At 64.5% G+C, this 16,108-nt stretch carries 13 protein-coding genes; 9 read left to right on the forward strand and 4 right to left on the reverse strand.

Features of this window, described 5'->3' with window-relative positions; translation table 11 throughout:
- Nucleotides 1-359 precede the first annotated feature (359 nt).
- The 3 genes from VMS96_05620 to VMS96_05630 all read left to right on the forward strand — a co-directional run bounded on the left by VMS96_05620 (nt 360) and on the right by VMS96_05630 (nt 3,238).
- A complete protein-coding gene (locus VMS96_05620) occupies nt 360-1,373 on the forward strand; it encodes a YCF48-related protein (protein HVP42888.1) in 1,014 nt (337 codons plus the stop codon).
- A 29-nt stretch (nt 1,374-1,402) separates the two neighbouring features.
- Nucleotides 1,403-1,927, forward strand: coding sequence for a DUF3592 domain-containing protein (locus tag VMS96_05625; GenBank protein ID HVP42889.1), 525 nt, complete (start codon nt 1,403-1,405; stop codon nt 1,925-1,927).
- A 654-nt stretch (nt 1,928-2,581) separates the two neighbouring features.
- Entirely contained in the window at nt 2,582-3,238 is a 657-nt protein-coding gene (locus VMS96_05630) for a hypothetical protein (GenBank protein ID HVP42890.1), read from the forward strand.
- Between the two features lie 8 nt (nt 3,239-3,246).
- On the opposite strand, the gene VMS96_05635 is transcribed toward VMS96_05630, so the two are convergent.
- A complete protein-coding gene (locus tag VMS96_05635; protein ID HVP42891.1) occupies nt 3,247-4,296 on the reverse strand; it encodes a site-specific DNA-methyltransferase in 1,050 nt (349 codons plus the stop codon).
- A gap of 158 nt (nt 4,297-4,454) precedes the next feature.
- Complete coding sequence (locus tag VMS96_05640; GenBank protein ID HVP42892.1) at nt 4,455-4,949, reverse strand: group I intron-associated PD-(D/E)XK endonuclease; 495 nt, start codon at nt 4,947-4,949, stop codon at nt 4,455-4,457.
- Between the two features lie 426 nt (nt 4,950-5,375).
- Between VMS96_05640 and VMS96_05645 the strand changes: the two genes are divergently transcribed.
- The 6 genes from VMS96_05645 (at nt 5,376) to VMS96_05670 (ending at nt 13,995) form a co-directional block, all read left to right on the forward strand.
- On the forward strand, nt 5,376-7,730 hold the full coding sequence (locus VMS96_05645) for a protein kinase (GenBank protein HVP42893.1): 2,355 nt from the start codon (nt 5,376-5,378) through the stop codon (nt 7,728-7,730).
- 221 nt (nt 7,731-7,951) lie between these two features.
- The gene (locus VMS96_05650; protein HVP42894.1) at nt 7,952-8,377 is read left to right on the forward strand and encodes a response regulator; all 426 of its coding nucleotides are present in this window, start codon (nt 7,952-7,954) and stop codon (nt 8,375-8,377) included.
- A complete protein-coding gene (locus tag VMS96_05655) occupies nt 8,340-9,149 on the forward strand; it encodes an HD domain-containing phosphohydrolase (protein HVP42895.1) in 810 nt (269 codons plus the stop codon). The genes VMS96_05650 and VMS96_05655 overlap by 38 nt, the downstream gene beginning before the upstream one ends.
- Entirely contained in the window at nt 9,130-11,595 is a 2,466-nt protein-coding gene (locus tag VMS96_05660) for a PAS domain S-box protein (GenBank protein HVP42896.1), read from the forward strand. The genes VMS96_05655 and VMS96_05660 overlap by 20 nt, the downstream gene beginning before the upstream one ends.
- Complete coding sequence (locus tag VMS96_05665; protein ID HVP42897.1) at nt 11,585-12,049, forward strand: response regulator; 465 nt, start codon at nt 11,585-11,587, stop codon at nt 12,047-12,049. Before VMS96_05660 ends, VMS96_05665 begins: the two co-directional genes overlap by 11 nt.
- Nucleotides 12,046-13,995 (forward strand): ATP-binding protein, encoded by a 1,950-nt coding sequence (locus VMS96_05670; GenBank protein ID HVP42898.1) that lies wholly within the window; start codon nt 12,046-12,048, stop codon nt 13,993-13,995. The genes VMS96_05665 and VMS96_05670 overlap by 4 nt, the downstream gene beginning before the upstream one ends.
- 78 nt (nt 13,996-14,073) lie before the next feature.
- Here VMS96_05670 and VMS96_05675 read toward each other — a convergent pair whose 3' ends face one another.
- Both VMS96_05675 and VMS96_05680 read right to left on the reverse strand, forming a co-directional pair.
- Nucleotides 14,074-14,322 carry a DUF2934 domain-containing protein gene (locus VMS96_05675; protein ID HVP42899.1) on the reverse strand — a complete coding sequence of 83 codons (249 nt, stop codon included), beginning with the start codon at nt 14,320-14,322 and terminating at the stop codon, nt 14,074-14,076.
- A 142-nt stretch (nt 14,323-14,464) separates the two neighbouring features.
- Nucleotides 14,465-16,108, reverse strand: a 1,644-nt coding sequence (locus VMS96_05680; protein HVP42900.1) for an OB-fold nucleic acid binding domain-containing protein, incomplete at its 5' end; no start/stop codon positions are given.

Raw genomic sequence — 16,108 nt, forward strand, 5'->3', positions numbered from 1 at the left:
ACTCGCCGCAAGGTGATTCGTGACGTGGAGTTTTCCAGAGCCTCGGTCCTCAACTTCTCTGGCCGACACCACGGTGCTCACACACCGGACAGGAAATCTCTGTCCTTGACAACGCCTTCGCTGTTATCGAGGGGCACCCACCGTCTTGCATGGTCGAGCCTCAAGACTGGGAAGCCCGGGCCACCCGCCCGGCTCTCTTTTCTGTTGGTGAGCGCACCCTCGCAGGAGCACAATGGCTCGTCCCCGGCCCATTCTTCTGCAGCGGCAAGTCCCCGGTTGAATAGTACGGACTCATGGTCAGGAACATCCGGCAACCGAAGGCCATCACCCCGGGAAATCAGCGCTTCAGGAGAATGCCCATGACGCTTCGACGTTGGTTGCTTTACCTGCTGCTGGCTCCGGCGGTCGTATGCGCACAAACGCACGCGCCGGCAGGCCAATCCAAGAAGCAAACGCAAGCGCCCTCTTACGTGGCCCGCTGGGACGCGCAAAACAGCGGGGTCACGGACAACTTGTGCTCGGTCTTCTTTTTCGATCCACAGACCGGCTGGGCCGCAGGCGAGAACAACACCGTGCTGAAAACCACCGACGGCGGCGCCACCTGGAAGCGGATGACGGAGCGCACGGAAAGCGGGCGTTGCGCCGAGATCGTATTCTCCGACGCCAACAACGGATGGCTGAACACCGGCGATCTGCTCCTGTACACCTCCGACGGCGGCGATACCTGGCGGCCGGCGGCGGCGCTGGGACAGTCTGGCGGCTTCGGCGTAGGGACGATTGTCGGCCCAGCGCGTTATCAAGTGTCCCTCACCCACGTTTTTCGCAGCGAGGACGGCGGACGCACCTGGACCCCTTTGCCGGGTAACCTGGACCATAACAACTATCGCGCCATCTCCTTCTCGGATGCGGAGCACGGCTGGCTGCTGGCGCAGCCCGATACCATCTCGCTGACCACGGACGGGGGGCGGACGTGGACTGACGTTCCGCAGAAGATCTCGCAGCGCACGGTGAGGGTCAAATTCGTGGACGCGGTCACGGGCTGGGCTTTCGGCCCGGACGGCACCACCATGCTGGGCAGCACCGATGGCGGCAAGACCTGGACCAGCGAATACACCGGCCTGGCTTCCTACGATGCTCTGGGCGATATGGATTTTCGCGATGCCAAGAACGGATTCGTGCTCTCCGGCAACGGCCAGGTCATCGCGACCACCGACGGGGGCAAGCACTGGCGCCAGATCGGGAAGCTGGTGCTGGGGATCAACGGGCTTTCCTTCCCCGATCCCAGTCATGGGTGGGTGGTCGGCAACAAGGGATATGTCAGGCACTATCACTTGGTGAAGGCCGAAGCGCGCGGTGGGCAGCCAAGCCGGTGAAACCGAGGCGCAGTCTGCTGGCGAAGGTGATGCGCAACCGATTCGTGTGGCTCTGTGTCCCCTTCGTCCTCGCCGGAGGGACTTGTCTGGCGGTCAGTGTGAGCCTCTTCGGGCTCGAATGGCAGTACCACTCCAGTGCGCGAAAAACTGACGGCACTGTCCTTAACAAATGGCGGAGCGCGAGTGGTCCAAGTGGCAGCGTTGGAGGAACGACATCGAGGGGCTCCGGGCCAAGCGGCAGCGGGGTCGCCTATACGATCCGCTATCAATACCACACGGCATCGGGAAGCATCTGGCAGGATGAAGACGACGTCGGCCCCTCGTATTGGAACAGGCTCCAACCCGGGGATTCTCTCAATGTCTATTACCTCCCGAAACGTCCTGGTCACAGCCGGGTATGGCTCGGGATGCGCTGGCTCTGGCCGCTGATCCTCCTCTTGGTCGGCGGACCGATGACGTTTATGGGCGTGGTGTTCGAGTTCCTGATCGTCGCAGACCTGCGGCGAAAACATGGGAAGCACGCACCATCGTTGCGGCCGATGCCGACCGGCTAACCGCGGAGCCCGCCCATCGCGGCGAAAACCGCGCCGCGATGAACGGGGCACCCACCGTCTCGTATGGTCGAGACCTAAGGCTGGGAAGCCCGGGCCACCCGCCGTAACGGTGTCATCCCGAACGGCTCGTAGCCTTGGGCTTCAGCCCAAGGTTCATGAGAGCCCTCCTCAAGAGAGTGTCATCCCGAACGGTTTCAACCGTGAGGGACCTGCTTTTCTTCCAGCACCTCAGCTGCCATCTTCCCCGCGCAGTCGGCTCAGCGAGTTGCGGCGATAGGTGTGTTGTTTGGCCCCAGTGGGTGTGGGCTCTCGGGCTACACAGCCGATCAAAACCCACCACAGAGACACAGAGGAGGAACGCTCTTCAGGTCTGTCATCCTGAGCGAGGGCGCACGCCCGAGTCGAAGGATCCCTACTCCGTCTCGATCGCACCATGGTGCGGGCAGACACTCCGGAGAAAGAGGCAGCCCGCGTCAGCGGGCGTTTGAATGTAGCCCCGGGCGCAAGCCCGGGGTAGGCGTAGATAGGGGTTATTCAGCGGGCGTAAGAAGCTTGCCTCCCGCCCATCGCGTCCCATGATAGTCAATAGCGGCCACTCCACCCTGGCCCTAACATGAACACGCCTTGCGTGCGCCAAAATCCTACGTCGCGTGGATGAACCAGCACATCGGCTTCAATCCAAGGTCGCAGGCGAACTCGAACGCGCTTTGCGACTTCGTGATGGCCGACCTGCGTGAATCCTGCCCTGCCTTCGCTGCGAATCTAGACGCAAAACGGTTGACACCGACCAAGAATGCCGACGTATGGACGCGAGTCGCGTGCCGGAACGTGGATCTAGTTTTTCTGGACGCGGAAGCGAAAACAGCGCGAGCTGCGGTCGAGAACAAAACAATCATGACGGCGCACGGCAAAGCGCGCTGGAATCGGTACGGCGACCTCATCGCGTACTGCAACCACATGCACAACCACCGGCCCGATTGCATCGCAAGTGCCATCGTCATCGTGAACTGTTCTCCCGCCTACGAGAACCCTGATGCGTTCGCGAAGGGATTGATGAGGCCAAAGTTCGACATGGCGAAAGTCGTGAAGGACACCGTGAAGATATTTGCTGGCGTGCCTCTCCGCACGTCGGCTGACGAGCCGAACGACCAACCGGAGGCAATCGCGGTGGTGGTCGTAGACTACGATGGCCAGCATCCAGCCAAGTTAGTGACCGGAGACCTCTCGCCCCAGGCGGACAGCCCGATCCACTACGAGAGTTTCATCAAAAGAACCTGTGACCTGTACCGAGCCAGGTTTGGCCGCCACTAGTTCGCGGGTCAGACGGCAGTTGCTCTCTTCTTCGAGGAGGATGTTCTTCCACGCAGGTGGGTGTTGACCTGCACGGCGCTGAACAGGCGGTTTGTGCTGTTCGATAGCCGGGTGACCGCGATGTCGAAGTAGTGCTCATCCACTTCGATGCCAATGCTGTTTCGGCCCCACGTCGCGGCAGCAACGCTTGTCGTGCCAGTACCAAGAAACGGGTCGAGCACGGTATCCCCGACGAAGCTGAACATCCTGACCAATCGTTCGGCGATTTCTAGGGGGAATGGTGCAGGATGATGTTTGGTGGACGCGCCGGTGACATCTGACCATATTTGCTGGAACCACTTCTGATGGTTGTCCGCAGAAATCAGGCTAAGGATGCGTGTGTTCACGGAGGGCTTCCGATACGCCCCCGGTTTCCGCTCCATAAGGATGTACTCCACATCGTTCTTGACGACGGCATTCGGTTCATAAGGCTTGCCGAGAAAGCCCGCAGACCCGTTCTCAACTTCGTGCTTAGCATTGGCGATCTTGTACCAGAGGATGGGGGCCAGATTGTCAAAGCCGATAGCGCGGCAGTGCTCTTGAATCGAAGCGTGGAGCGGCATGACCATGTGCCGCCCGCCACTGCTGCGGCGGGAGAGGCAAACATCTCCGACCACCACGATCAACCGTCCACCGGGAATAAGCGCCCGCCAGCACTCACGCCACACTTTGTCAAGTTCGAGCAGGAAGCGGTCGTAGTCTGCGACAAAACCAAGTTGTCCCTCGGACTTGCGGTACTCCTTAAGTGTCCAGTAAGGCGGTGACGTGACCACCAAATGCACGCTGTCTGATGGCAGCTCTGCGATACGGCGCCTCGCATCGGCGAGATGGAGGTCGTGAACGGTCGGAATGTGCGCGGCCGCAGCGTCAATCAGCGCCGTCAGACTCCGATCTTTGGCTATGCGCGGCAGGTCGGTCTGCGGGTTCGAAAGGTTCCGCAGTTCGCGGGGGATGAACTCGTCATGTCCGGCAATTGTCGAACTGACGTGGATGCTGTTTGCCGTGGTGCTTGCGGTCATCGTATACAGACTCTTTGTTCACTTTACCACTTTCTATCTGCCTGTAGGCCCCATCGATGATGAGAGGTTTCGCCGCTCCGGGCGGGAGAGCGCTAGCTGCTTCTGCCCGCATGGATCCCCAGGCTCCTTTTGCTCCCTTGCGCTCACCTCAGGGCAGGCTATTCGGGCTTGCCGGGCTCGGCTTGTGCGTGGATGTCCAAGCCAATCCTCCGGGTGTCATCGTGGACGTCGCCGGTGAGGGTGCGCCAGCCCTCGCGGTACCGTTCAAATTTTCCCCGGCTGTTCGCCACGGTTGGATACAGCCAGATGTTGCTACTTCGGATGTCCCACTCAGGGATCACATACCAGACATCCAGCGGCGCGACGTACGCCACCAGCACGTCATATGCCTTGCGCTTGCCCGGCGATCGCCTCCCGCCCAGAAGCCAGTACCTCTGTGCCGCCATTACCTTCCACGCCGACTTCACTTGCACCCGGAAGGTTCCTAGCCGGCTTTCTATGTGGAAATCGAACCCCTTGTTGTCGCCGTACGGCTTGCTGATCGCCAATCCCAATGCCTGGGCCTTGACCACGAAGATGGCCTCCGCCAGCTCGCCCTTCGCCTTGGCGTTGGCCCAGCGGGGAAAGCGGAGTTTGCGCGGTTGGGAGGGCATTGCTCATTCTCGCGCTTTTGGCGATGGCCGGCAGTGACCGGCGTCACGCTCGGGCTCACGCCCTCGTGTAGGTCGTGCCGCCCCGGAAGGGGTTCGGGACTGACTCCCGAACCTGGGCTGAAGCCCAGGCTACCGGTGCCGCCCCTGAAGGGGGCTTGGGAAAAACAAAGCGGCGCTGTTGAACCCCCCGCCTAAAGGCGGGGGCTTCCACCAAGGGGCTTCCACCAATAAGAAGCAGGTCCCTCGGGGCTAAAGCCCACTCGGGATGACACTCTTGTTCCCAGGAGCTTGTGCTATGGGGATCTATCAACCGTTGCGGGTGAATACTGTGCCGCGTGACCGCCATCACTGCCGAGGACTTCAACCAGCACTACCGTTTACTCAGCTTGGGAGCGAACTCGGGCCGGCCGCCAGGAGAGGCCGCCCATGCAAGCCACACTGTCCCATTACCGTGTACTGGAGCAAGTCGGGGCCGGCGGGATGGGTGTGGTGTATCGTGCGCACGATGAGCGCCTCGACCGCGACGTCGCTCTGAAGGTCCTCCCCGCCGGGGTCCTGGCTGACGAGGCCGCCCGCAAACGCTTCCGCAAAGAAGCCCTTGCTCTGTCCAAACTGAACCACCCCAACATCGCGACGGTCCACGATTTTGATACCCAGGACGGCACCGACTTCCTGGTCACCGAGTACATCCCTGGCCTGACCCTCGATTCCATGCTGGCGTCCGGCCCGCTGCCGCAGAAGGAGGTCGTGCGCCTCGGGATACAAATGGCCGAGGGACTGGCTGCGGCGCACGAGCAGGGCATCGTCCATCGTGACCTGAAGCCGGCGAACATCCGCGTGACTCCCGACGTGCGTCTCAAGATCCTTGATTTCGGGCTGGCCAGGATCCTGCACCCCGACCTCACCCCCACGGCGGTCACTGCCGACAGTCTCACGGAAACCAAGGCCGTCATTGGGACGCTGCCGTACATGTCGCCTGAGCAATTGCGCGGCCGGCCGGCGGATGCCCGCAGTGACGTCTGGGCCTTCGGGGTCGTCCTCTATGAGATGGCGGCAGGGGTGCGGCCCTTCCGGGGCGAGACCGGGTTTGAGTTGAGTTCCGCCATCCTGAGCCAGCCTCCGCCGCCGCTGCCCTCACAGGTGCCGATGGAGTTGCAGGCAGTGATCGGGCGCTGCCTGCAGCGGGAGCCGGCCCGGCGCTACCAGCGGGCGGGTGAGCTGCGGGCGGTGCTGGAGGCGATCCAGAGCGGCACCGTGGCCCCTTGGGCGTCCTTGCGATTGCGCCTGGCACGCCGGCTCTGGCTGGTGCTGTTCGCTGTCCTAGTGCTCATGGCCGCGGTGCTGGCGGGACTTGATGCCGGCGGCCTGCGCAGCCGCTTGTTGGGAAAGACCGCGACCCCGATGCGCACGATCAGGCTGGCCGTACTTCCGTTCGCGAACCTCACCGGCGACCCACAGCAGGAGTACCTGAGCGATGGCTTGACCCAGGAATTGATCGCGCAACTCGGGCGCTTGCATCCCGGGAGCCTCAGCGTCATCGCCCGCACCTCCGTCATGCGCTACAAGCAGACCGATAAGCCCGTGGATCTGATCGGCAGGGAGCTCGGAGTGGACTACATCCTGGAGGGCAGCGCGCGCCGGGAGGCGAGCCGAGTGCGCATCACCGCAGAGCTCATTCAGGTGCGCGATCAGACCCAGCTCTGGGCCGAGACTTACGAGCGCGAGTTGGCCGGCATCATGGCCCTGCAAAACGAAGTCGCGCGCAAGGTTGCCGGCTCGCTGACCATCACTTTACTTCCTGGCGAGCGAGCCCGCCTGGCGAATGTCCGCGTGGTCAACCCGGAGGCATACGAGGCGTATCTCCAGGGCCTGCACCACTTTTACAAACTGACGCCGGGCGATCTGGACAGTGCCCAGCAGTACTACGAGCTGGCGCTGCAGAAAGATCCGAATTTCGCCCTTGCCTATACAGGTCTCGCCTTGGTCTGGGCCGGCCGCAACCAAATGGGGATCATGTCACCGACGGAGGCCGCGCCGAAGGCGAACGCGGCCGCGCTGAAGGCGGTGGCGCTGGACGATACGCTCGCAGAAGCGCATTACGCACTTGCCGCCGTCAAGACCTGGCAGGTTTGGGACCTGCCGGGTGCGCAGCCGGAGTGGAAGCGGGCCATCGAGCTCAACCCGAATTTCCCGGACGCCCGGGCCTTCTACTCGCACTACCTGAGTATCATGGGGCGTCCGCAGGAGGCGGAGCCGCAGATCTTGCGTGCCTTGGAATTGGATCCGTTCAACGCTTTCTTTCAGAGTCTCTACGCAATGGATCTGCTGTACCTGCGCCGCTATGACGACGCCATCGCGCAGGCCCGCAAGGCCCTGCGCACGGCGCCCGATGCTCCCGTCGCCCATAACGCTCTGTGGATCGGTCTCTTCCTCAAGGGAATGTACAAAGAGGCTTTCCTGGAAGCGAAGGCGAACTTTCCCGGCGACCGTGAGCTCGAAGAGGCTTTCGATCGCGGCTATGCGGAAGGGGGTTACCCCCTCGCGATGCGGCGCGGTGCAGACCTACTGGCGGCGCGCTCGCGCAAGGCTTACGTCAGCCCCACGTTCGTGGCAGGACTGTATCTCGCCGCCGGCGACAAAGACCTCACCCTGCAATGGCTGGAAAAGGCCTTTGAAGTCCGTGAACCCAACCTGCCTTACATCGGTACGCCCGATTACGACAGTGTGCGGTCCGACCCCCGCTTCCAGGACCTCCTGCGGCGCATGAAGCTTCCGCGATAGCGTCCGGATTGCGACGCCCGGGGATGAGTAGATTCCCGAACCGGCAACGGGTCAGCCACTCTTCCCATATCGGCGCGGAGCAAATCTGTCGCCGCTCTGGCCCCTATCTTCCCCGGGCAAGCGGCTCAGTGAGTTGCAGCCCCTCCCCGCCGGCTCCGGCCCGGCACGGAAAATGCACTGGCGCTAGTGCCCCCTTCCCAAAATCACGGAGGGAGAGGCGCATGAACACCATCCTAGTTGCCGACGATGAAGACAGTCTGCGGCTGCTGATCCGCACCACCCTGGAGAACGCGGAGGTCACCATCCTGGAGGCCACGGATGGGATCGCGGCCCTGGAGGTGGCGCGGCGGGAGCTGCCCGACCTGATCCTGCTGGACTGGATGATGCCGGGCAAGACCGGGCTCCAGGTGGCGCGCGAGTTGCGCGCCGACCCGCGCACCGCCGCCATCGCCATTCTGATGCTGACCGCCATGGGCCAGGAGAAGGACCGCAAAGCGGGGCTGGCGGCGGGGGTGCAGGCCTTCCTGGTCAAGCCCTTCAGCCCGCTGGAGCTGCTGCAGCGGGTGCAGGAGGTGCTGAAGGTGGCCCAATTCTGCCGCGGGGAGCGGAATGAAAGCGCCGGCGAGCGAGATCGAAAAACGGCTTGAGGCGGTGCAGGCGCAACTGCACCTCTACGCCCGCGACCTGCACCAGGTGGTGCAGTCGGAGCACGACAAGAGCGCGCAGCTGCAGTCGGTGAACCGCCAGCTGCAGGCCTACGCCCGCGACTTCCGCACCTCGTTCCTGGCCGAGCAGCAGAAGGCGCGGGAGCTGGAGCGGGCCTACCACGACACCGTCCTGCGGCTGGTCAAGGCCATGCGCTACAAGGACGACGAGACCGGGGAGCACATCGTCCGCCTGAGTCACTGCTGCAAGCTGGTGGCGCTGCACCTGGGCTGGGAGCCCGGGGCGGCGCAGATGCTGTTCGACGCCTCCCCCATGCACGACGTGGGCAAGATCGGGGTCCCGGACGCCATCCTGCAGAAGGCGGGGCCGCTGAATCCCACCGAGTGGGAGATCGTGAAGCGGCATCCGGGGATCGGGGCCAGCCTGTTGCAAGGCTCGCCGTCGGCGCTGCTGGAGATGGCGCGGGCCATCGCCCTGGGGCACCACGAGCGCTGGGACGGCAGCGGCTATCCCAGCGGGGCGCGGGGAGAGGAGATCCCGGCGGCGGCGCGCATCGTCATGCTCAGCGACCAGTATGATGCGCTGCGCACCCGCCGGCCGTACAAGCCCGCCCGGCCGCACGCCGAGGCGGTGGAGGTGATCCTCAACGGGGACGGCCGTACCCTGCCGCAGCACTTCGATCCGGCGCTGCTGCAGGCGTTCCGCGAAATCCATCCCCGCCTGGAGGGAATCCATGCGCGATTTGCCGATTAGGGTTGTCAGCGAAGCGCAGCCGCCGGCGCATGAAGCGGAGTACCGCCGCCTGCTGGATGTGCTGGACGTGCTGCCCGCGTACGTGATCCTGCTGACGTCCGACTACCACGTGGCTTTCAGCAATCGCGTTTTCCGCGAGCGCTTTGGAGAATCGCAGGGGCGCCGCTGCTACGAGTTCCTCTTCCAGCGCGACCAGCCGTGCGAGATCTGCGAAACCTACAAGGTGCTGCGAACGATGTCGCCGCTGGAGTGGAAGTGGCAGGGGCCCGACGGCCGGGACTACGACATCTACGATTTTCCCTTCCCGGACGCGGACGGCTCCACGCTCATCCTGGAAATGGGGCTGGATGTCAGCGAACGCAAGAAAGCGGAGAAACAGGCGCGCAGCGCCTCCCGCCATGCCCGCAATCTGATCGAAGCCAGCCTCGATCCGCTGGTGACGATCAGCCAGGCGGGCAAGATCATGGACGTGAACCACGCCACCGAGGAAGTGACCGGCGTCTCGCGGGAGGAGCTGATCGGAAGCGATTTCAGCGATTACTTCACCGACCCGAGCGAAGCCCGCCGCGGCTACGAGCAGGTGTTTGACCGGGGTTTCGTGCGGGATTATCCGCTGGCGATCCGCCACCGGGAGGGACGGGTGACCGAGGTGCTGTACAACGCCACCGTTTTTCGCAACGAAGCGGGGGAAGTGGAGGGGGTGTTCGCAGCCGCGCGCGACATCACCGAACAGAAACGTGCGCAGCAGGCCCTGAAAGCGAGCGAGGCCCGCTACCGATCCCTGGTACTGGCCACGGCACAGGTGGTTTGGACCACGAATGCGGAGGGGAAGGTTGTCGGCGATATGCCCATGTGGCGGGCCTTCACGGGGCAGAGCGAAGTACAGATCCAGGGCTGGGGGTGGATCGAATCGCTGCATCCCGAAGACCGCGCCCGAACCGCCGAAGTATGGTCCGATGCGGTGAAGAACAAGCTCCTGTACCAGATTGAGTACCGCATGCGCCGGAGTGACGGAGTGTACCGCGATGTGGCTGTGCGGGGCGCGCCTGTGCTTGACCGCGACGGAAGCATCCGCGAGTGGGTGGGAACCTGCACCGACATCACCGAACGGAGGGGCGCGGAGAGGGAGCTTTACCGCCTCAACCGCGCGCTGCGCACCCTGAACCGCTGCACCGAGGCGGTCGCCCGGGCGGACGACGAGCCGGGGCTGTTGCGCAGCGTGTGCCAGATCGTGGTGCAGGACGGCGGATATCCCCTGGCCTGGGTCGGGTACGCCGAGCAGGACGAAGCCAGGACGGTACGGCCGGTGGCGGTGGCCGGCTGCGGCGCCGACTACGTGCGCAACGCGCGCATCACCTGGGCGGACACGGAGCGTGGCCGCGGCCCGACGGGAACGGCCATCCGCAGCGGCGTTCCTTGTTACATTCCGGAGATCACCTACGACCCGCGCTTCGGTCCCTGGCGGGAGGCGGCGCAGCGTCACGGCTACGCTTCGGTCCTGGCGGTGCCGCTCAAGGAAGGAGAACGGAGCTTCGGCGCGCTGAACCTCTACGCTCCCGAAGCCAACGCCTTCGACGACGAAGAGCGCTCCCTGATGCTGGAACTGGCGACCACGCTGAGCCATGGCATCCTGGCCCTGCGCGCCCAGCGGGAGCGCGACCGGGCGGCGGCCGAACTGAGGGAGCTGAACGAGACCCTGGAGCGTCGCGTGGCCCAGCGGACGGCGGAGCTGGCCGCCTCCACCGAGGAGATGGAATCGTTCACGTATTCCGTGTCCCACGACCTGCGGGCGCCGCTGCGCCACATTGACGGCTTTTCCAAGGTGCTGTTGGAACAGTACGGCGGGCAGCTCGACGATCTCGGACGGCACTACCTGGAGCGTATCCGCAGCGGCACGCAGCACATGGGACGGTTGGTGGATGACCTGCTGAACCTCTCCCGCATCGGACGCGCCAGCCTGCACCTGGAGGATGTAGACCTGGGCCAGTTGATGCGCGACCTAGTGGACGAACTCCGCAGTGAGGCCGCGGGGCGCACCATCGACTGGCGCATCGGCGCGTTGCCGGTGGTCCGCTGCGACCGCAACCTCATGCGCCAGGTCATGTTCAATCTTCTCTCCAACGCCATGAAGTTCACCCGTGACCGCATTCCAGCCGTGATCGAGGCCGGCTGCGACGGGGGAGAGATCTTCGTGCGCGACAACGGGGTGGGCTTCGACCCGCGGTATGCGGACAAGCTCTTCGGGGTCTTCCAGCGGCTGCACCGCACGGAGGATTTCGAAGGCACCGGCGTCGGCCTGGCGACCGTCCGGCGCATCCTGCGCAAACACGGCGGCGACATCCGCGCCGAGGCCGCCCTCGGGCAGGGCGCGACCTTCTACTTCAACCTAGGCCCGCCGGAGGCCATCTCCGAGCGTGCCGTGATGGAGGAATCCCATGCTGCTTAAAGAGAACGAGATCCTGCTGGTGGAAGACAACGACGCCGATGTCGAGCTGACCCTGCTGGCACTGCGCGGGGAGAATATCTGCAACAAGATCCAGGTGGTCCGCGATGGGGCCGAGGCGCTGGATTTCCTCTTCTGCCGCGGGCCCTATGCCTCGCGGGTCGGCGCTGCTCTGCCCAAACTGGTGCTGCTGGACCTCAAGCTGCCCAAAGTGGATGGTTTGGAAGTGCTGCGCCAGCTCAAGCAGAACCCGCAGACCCAGATCATCCCGGTGGTGATCCTGACCGCCTCGCGGGAGGAGAGCGACCTGCTCAAGGGATACCAGCTGGGCACCAACAGCTATATCCAGAAGCCGGTGGATTTCGGCCAGTTCCGCGAGCGGGTGAAGCAGCTGGGGCTGTACTGGCTGGTGGTGAACCAGGTGCCGGAAGCGCGAGCCGTGGAGTGCGCTGCGTGAGTTGCGCGGCAGCCATGCCGGAGCAGGGCCGGCACCTGCGGGTGCTGTGCCTGGAGGATGTTCCGGAGGACGCCGAACTCTGCGTCCTGGCACTGCGCCAGGCGGGCTACAAGGTGGAGTACCGGGTGGTCGCCGACCGGGCCGGCTTCCTGCGCGAGGTGCGGTCGGGGCAATTCGACATCGTCCTCGCCGACTACACGCTCCCGGGATGGACCGGGCTCGGGGCCTTGCACGAGCTGCGCACCGCCGGCAGCGATCTGCCCGTGATCATCGTGACCGGATCGCTGGGCGACGAGACCGCGGTGGAATGTCTCAAGCAAGGCGCCAGTGATTACGTGCTGAAACACCGGCTGGTGCGGCTGCCCTTCGCAGTCGAGCAGACCCTGCGGACGCGCGACCTGCAGCGCGAGCGGCTGACGTGCGAACGCGAGCGGGAACACCTGCTGCACGACCTGGCGGAGCGGGAGCGCAAGTACCGCGAACTGTTCGAACTGGCCAACGAGGCCATCCTGATCTTCGAGCCCGAGGACGAGACCATCCTGGAGGCGAATCCCTGCACCTGCGAGACCTACGGGTTCACGCACGCCGAGCTGGTCGGCACGAGCCTGAAGCGGCTGACCCGGGATGTGGCGCGGGGCGAGCGCCAGATTGCAGACCTGCTGACAGCCGGCCGCTGCCGGAACTTCGAGAGCGAACACTTCCGGAAAGACGGCACGCCGATCCACATGCTGGTGAGCTCGAAGGTGATCGAGTACGGCGGGCGGCAGGCGGTGCTGACCGTCAACCGCGACATCACCGAACTGAAGAACGCGCAGGATGCCTTGCGCCGCGCCCATGACGGACTGGAACGCCGAGTGGAAGAGCGGACGGCCGAGCTGGCGCGGGTCAACGCCGAGCTGACCCGGGCCCGCGACGAGTGGCAGAGCACCTTCGACTGCATGTCGGACGCGATCACGGTGCACGACGCCGCGTACCACATCCTGCGCTGCAATCGCGCCTTCCGCGAGATGTTTCCCGGAGCCGATCTACGCTCCGCCAAGTGCTACGAGCTGGTGCACGGGACCGCGCAGCCGCCCGAGAATTGTCCCATGGCGCACACCCTGGTCTCGGGGCGGTCGGAATACTGCGAGATGTTCGAGCCACACCTGGGCAGATACATCTGCGTGCGCACCGATCCCATCCTCGACGCCGAGGGGAACCTGGGCGGCATCGTACACGCCATCAGTGACATCAGCGGGCGCAAGGAGATCGAGCGCATGAAGAGCGACTTCGTGGCCACGGTCAGCCATGAGCTGCGCACCCCCCTGACCTCGCTGCGCGGATTCGTCGAGCTGATGTTGAAGCGCGACTATCCCGCGGAGAAGCGCCGGGAATTCCTGGGGATCATCCTGCGCGAGAGCCAGCGGCTGACCGAGCTGGTGAATGACGTCCTGGACCTGCAGCGGATCGAGTCCGGACAGCAGACCTTCCGCTTCGAGCCGGTGTCCCTGGCCGAGGTCATGCAGCACACGGCGGACGTGTTCGGCGGCGCCGGCGAAGCGCATCCCATCTCGATCGACATCCCGCCCGACATCCCCCTGGTGTTCGCCGACCCCGAGCTGCTGCGCCAGGTGATCAGCAACCTGGTGTCAAACGCCTTGAAGTACTCGCCGGAAGGCGGGGCGGTGCGCATGGGGGCGCGGGCGGAGCCCGGCCAGGTGCTGGTGTGGGTATCCGACGAGGGCATCGGCATTCCCCGCGAGCTGCTTTCCAAGATCTTCTCGAGGTTCTATCGGGTGGACAACACCGCCACCCGCAAGATCGGGGGAACCGGACTGGGACTGGCGCTGGTGAAGGACATCGTGGAGGCGCACGGGGGCAAGGTCTGGGCGGAGAGCGAAGTGCGCCGGGGCAGCACGTTCTATTTCACGCTGAAGGTCGCAGCAGAAGAAGACATCGCCGCCTGAGCCCCGGCCCCGAGCGCGCAGACGTCCCTGCTCGCCGGCCGTTCACGCCGTTTCGCCGATGGCGGGGACCCCCGCGCGTCAGGCGCTGCGCTTTCCCCGGACCTCGGCCTCGGCGCGGAACCAGTATTCCTGGTCGCGGCCTTCCTGCCGGCCGTCCTGCTCGTACAGTTCGTAGGCGCGCTGGCGGATCCGGTCTTCGATGTCCCCGTCGGCGTGGAACGCCGCAGGAGCTACCACCACCGGCCGCTTGGCGGCGGTGTCGGCGGTTTTCCTGCTGCCTATCGTCCGGACGTTGGAACCGTTCTTGCCGCTGAAAGCTTTGGCCATCTTCGACTCACTCCTTAAGGATCATCGCTGCCGCCCTCGCGGGCGATCATGAATAACCGAATTGTAAAACGAAATGCTGTGGAAGGTATGCCGACGGGCACAGTTTTCATGCACTTTTTATGATGCAGCGCATCGGGTTTCCTCAGTGAAAGTCGTGGGAGCTGGTTTCCGCGGCGGTGATGCGCAGCGGCAGCACCCGCTCGGCCTTGACCGAGATGACACGGTCCAGGTTCTGGAGCACGCCTTCCACCAGCAGGAACTGCTCGCTGACCAGCAGCAGGCGATTTTTCTCGAACAGGTCGGGCGTGATGATGGCGTTGGCGATACCGGTCTCGTCCTCCAGGCTGAGGAAGACGAAGCCATGCGCCGTGCCCGGCCGCTGACGGGCGATGACGCATCCGGCGGCGCGCACCCTTTGCCCGTTGGGGACCCGCTCCAGTTCGCCCGCCGGGCGCACTCCCAGCTTTTTCATTGCGCTGCGACGGTAGGCCATGGGGTGCGGGCCTACGGTCATGCCGGTGCCGCGGAAATCCGCCACCAGTCGCTCTTCCGGGGTCATCGGCAGCAAGGGCGACGGCGCCTCAGGTTCCGGCAGCCCCTCGAGCAGCGGGCCGGCCGGGCGAGTGGCGCGCTCCACCTGCCAGAGGGCGTCGCGGCGATGAAAACGTTTCGCGTTTCGGGTTTCACGTTTCACGTGGGGGAACCCCTCCTTGCGCGAAACGTGAAACGAGAAGCTTGAAACGTCTTCTCCGATGGAGTTCAGGGCGCCGATCTCGGCCAGCATCTGCAACTCGGTCTTGCGCAGCTCGGGGACGCGCCGCGCCAGCTCGTCGAGGGAGGCGAAGGGCCGCAGCTTTCTTCGCTCCACGATCGCCCGGGCCGCTTCTTCGCGCAGTCCTTTGACGTAGCGCAGGCCGAGGCGGACGGCGAATTCCCTCGTTTCACGTTTCACGTTTCGCGTTTCGCGCGCATCTTCCGGACGGGAAACGTGAAACGCGAAACTTGAAACGTCTTCTAAAGTGCACGGCCAGTCTGACTTCAGCACATCGATGGGCTTGAATCTCAGCCCGTGGCGCTGCGCGTCCTTGACCACGGTGGAGGCGTGATAGAAGCCCATGGGCTGGTTGTTGAGCAGGGCGGCGGTGAAGGCGGCCAGGTAGTGCGTTTTCAGCCAGGCGCTGGCGTAGGCCAGCAGCGCGAAGCTGGCGGCGTGCGATTCCGGGAACCCGTAGAGCGCGAACGAAGTGATGGACTGGATGATCTGCTCCTGGGCGGCGGGCGCGATGCGGTTGCGCGCCATGCCCAGGCGCAGCTTGACCTCGATGTCGCGCATGCGCGCCTCCGAGCGCTTGAAGCCGAAGGCGCGGCGCAGGTCCTCGGCCTCGCCGCCGGAGAAGCCGGCGGCGATCATGGCCATGCGCAGCAACTGCTCCTGGAAGAGGGGTACGCCCAGGGTCCGCGCCAGTACCGGCTCGAGCGACGGATGCGGGTAGGTGACCGGTTCGCGCCCCTGCCGCCGCTTCAGGTACGGGTTCACCATCTGGCCCACGATCGGCCCCGGGCGGATGATGGCCACCTGCACCACGATGTCGTAGAAGCGCTTCGGGCGCAGGCGCGGCAGGCACGACATCTGCGCCCGGCTCTCGATCTGGAACATGCCGACGGTGTCCGCCTTCTGCAGCGCTTCGTACACCGCCGGATCGTCCTCGGGCAGATGGGCGAGGCTGACGTCTTCGCCGTAGGCGCCTTTGATGAGCGTCAGGCAGTCTTCGAACACCGCCATCAT

It is taken from the genome of Terriglobales bacterium, assembly GCA_035543055.1.
Lineage (GTDB): Bacteria > Acidobacteriota > Terriglobia > Terriglobales > Acidobacteriaceae > JAIQFD01.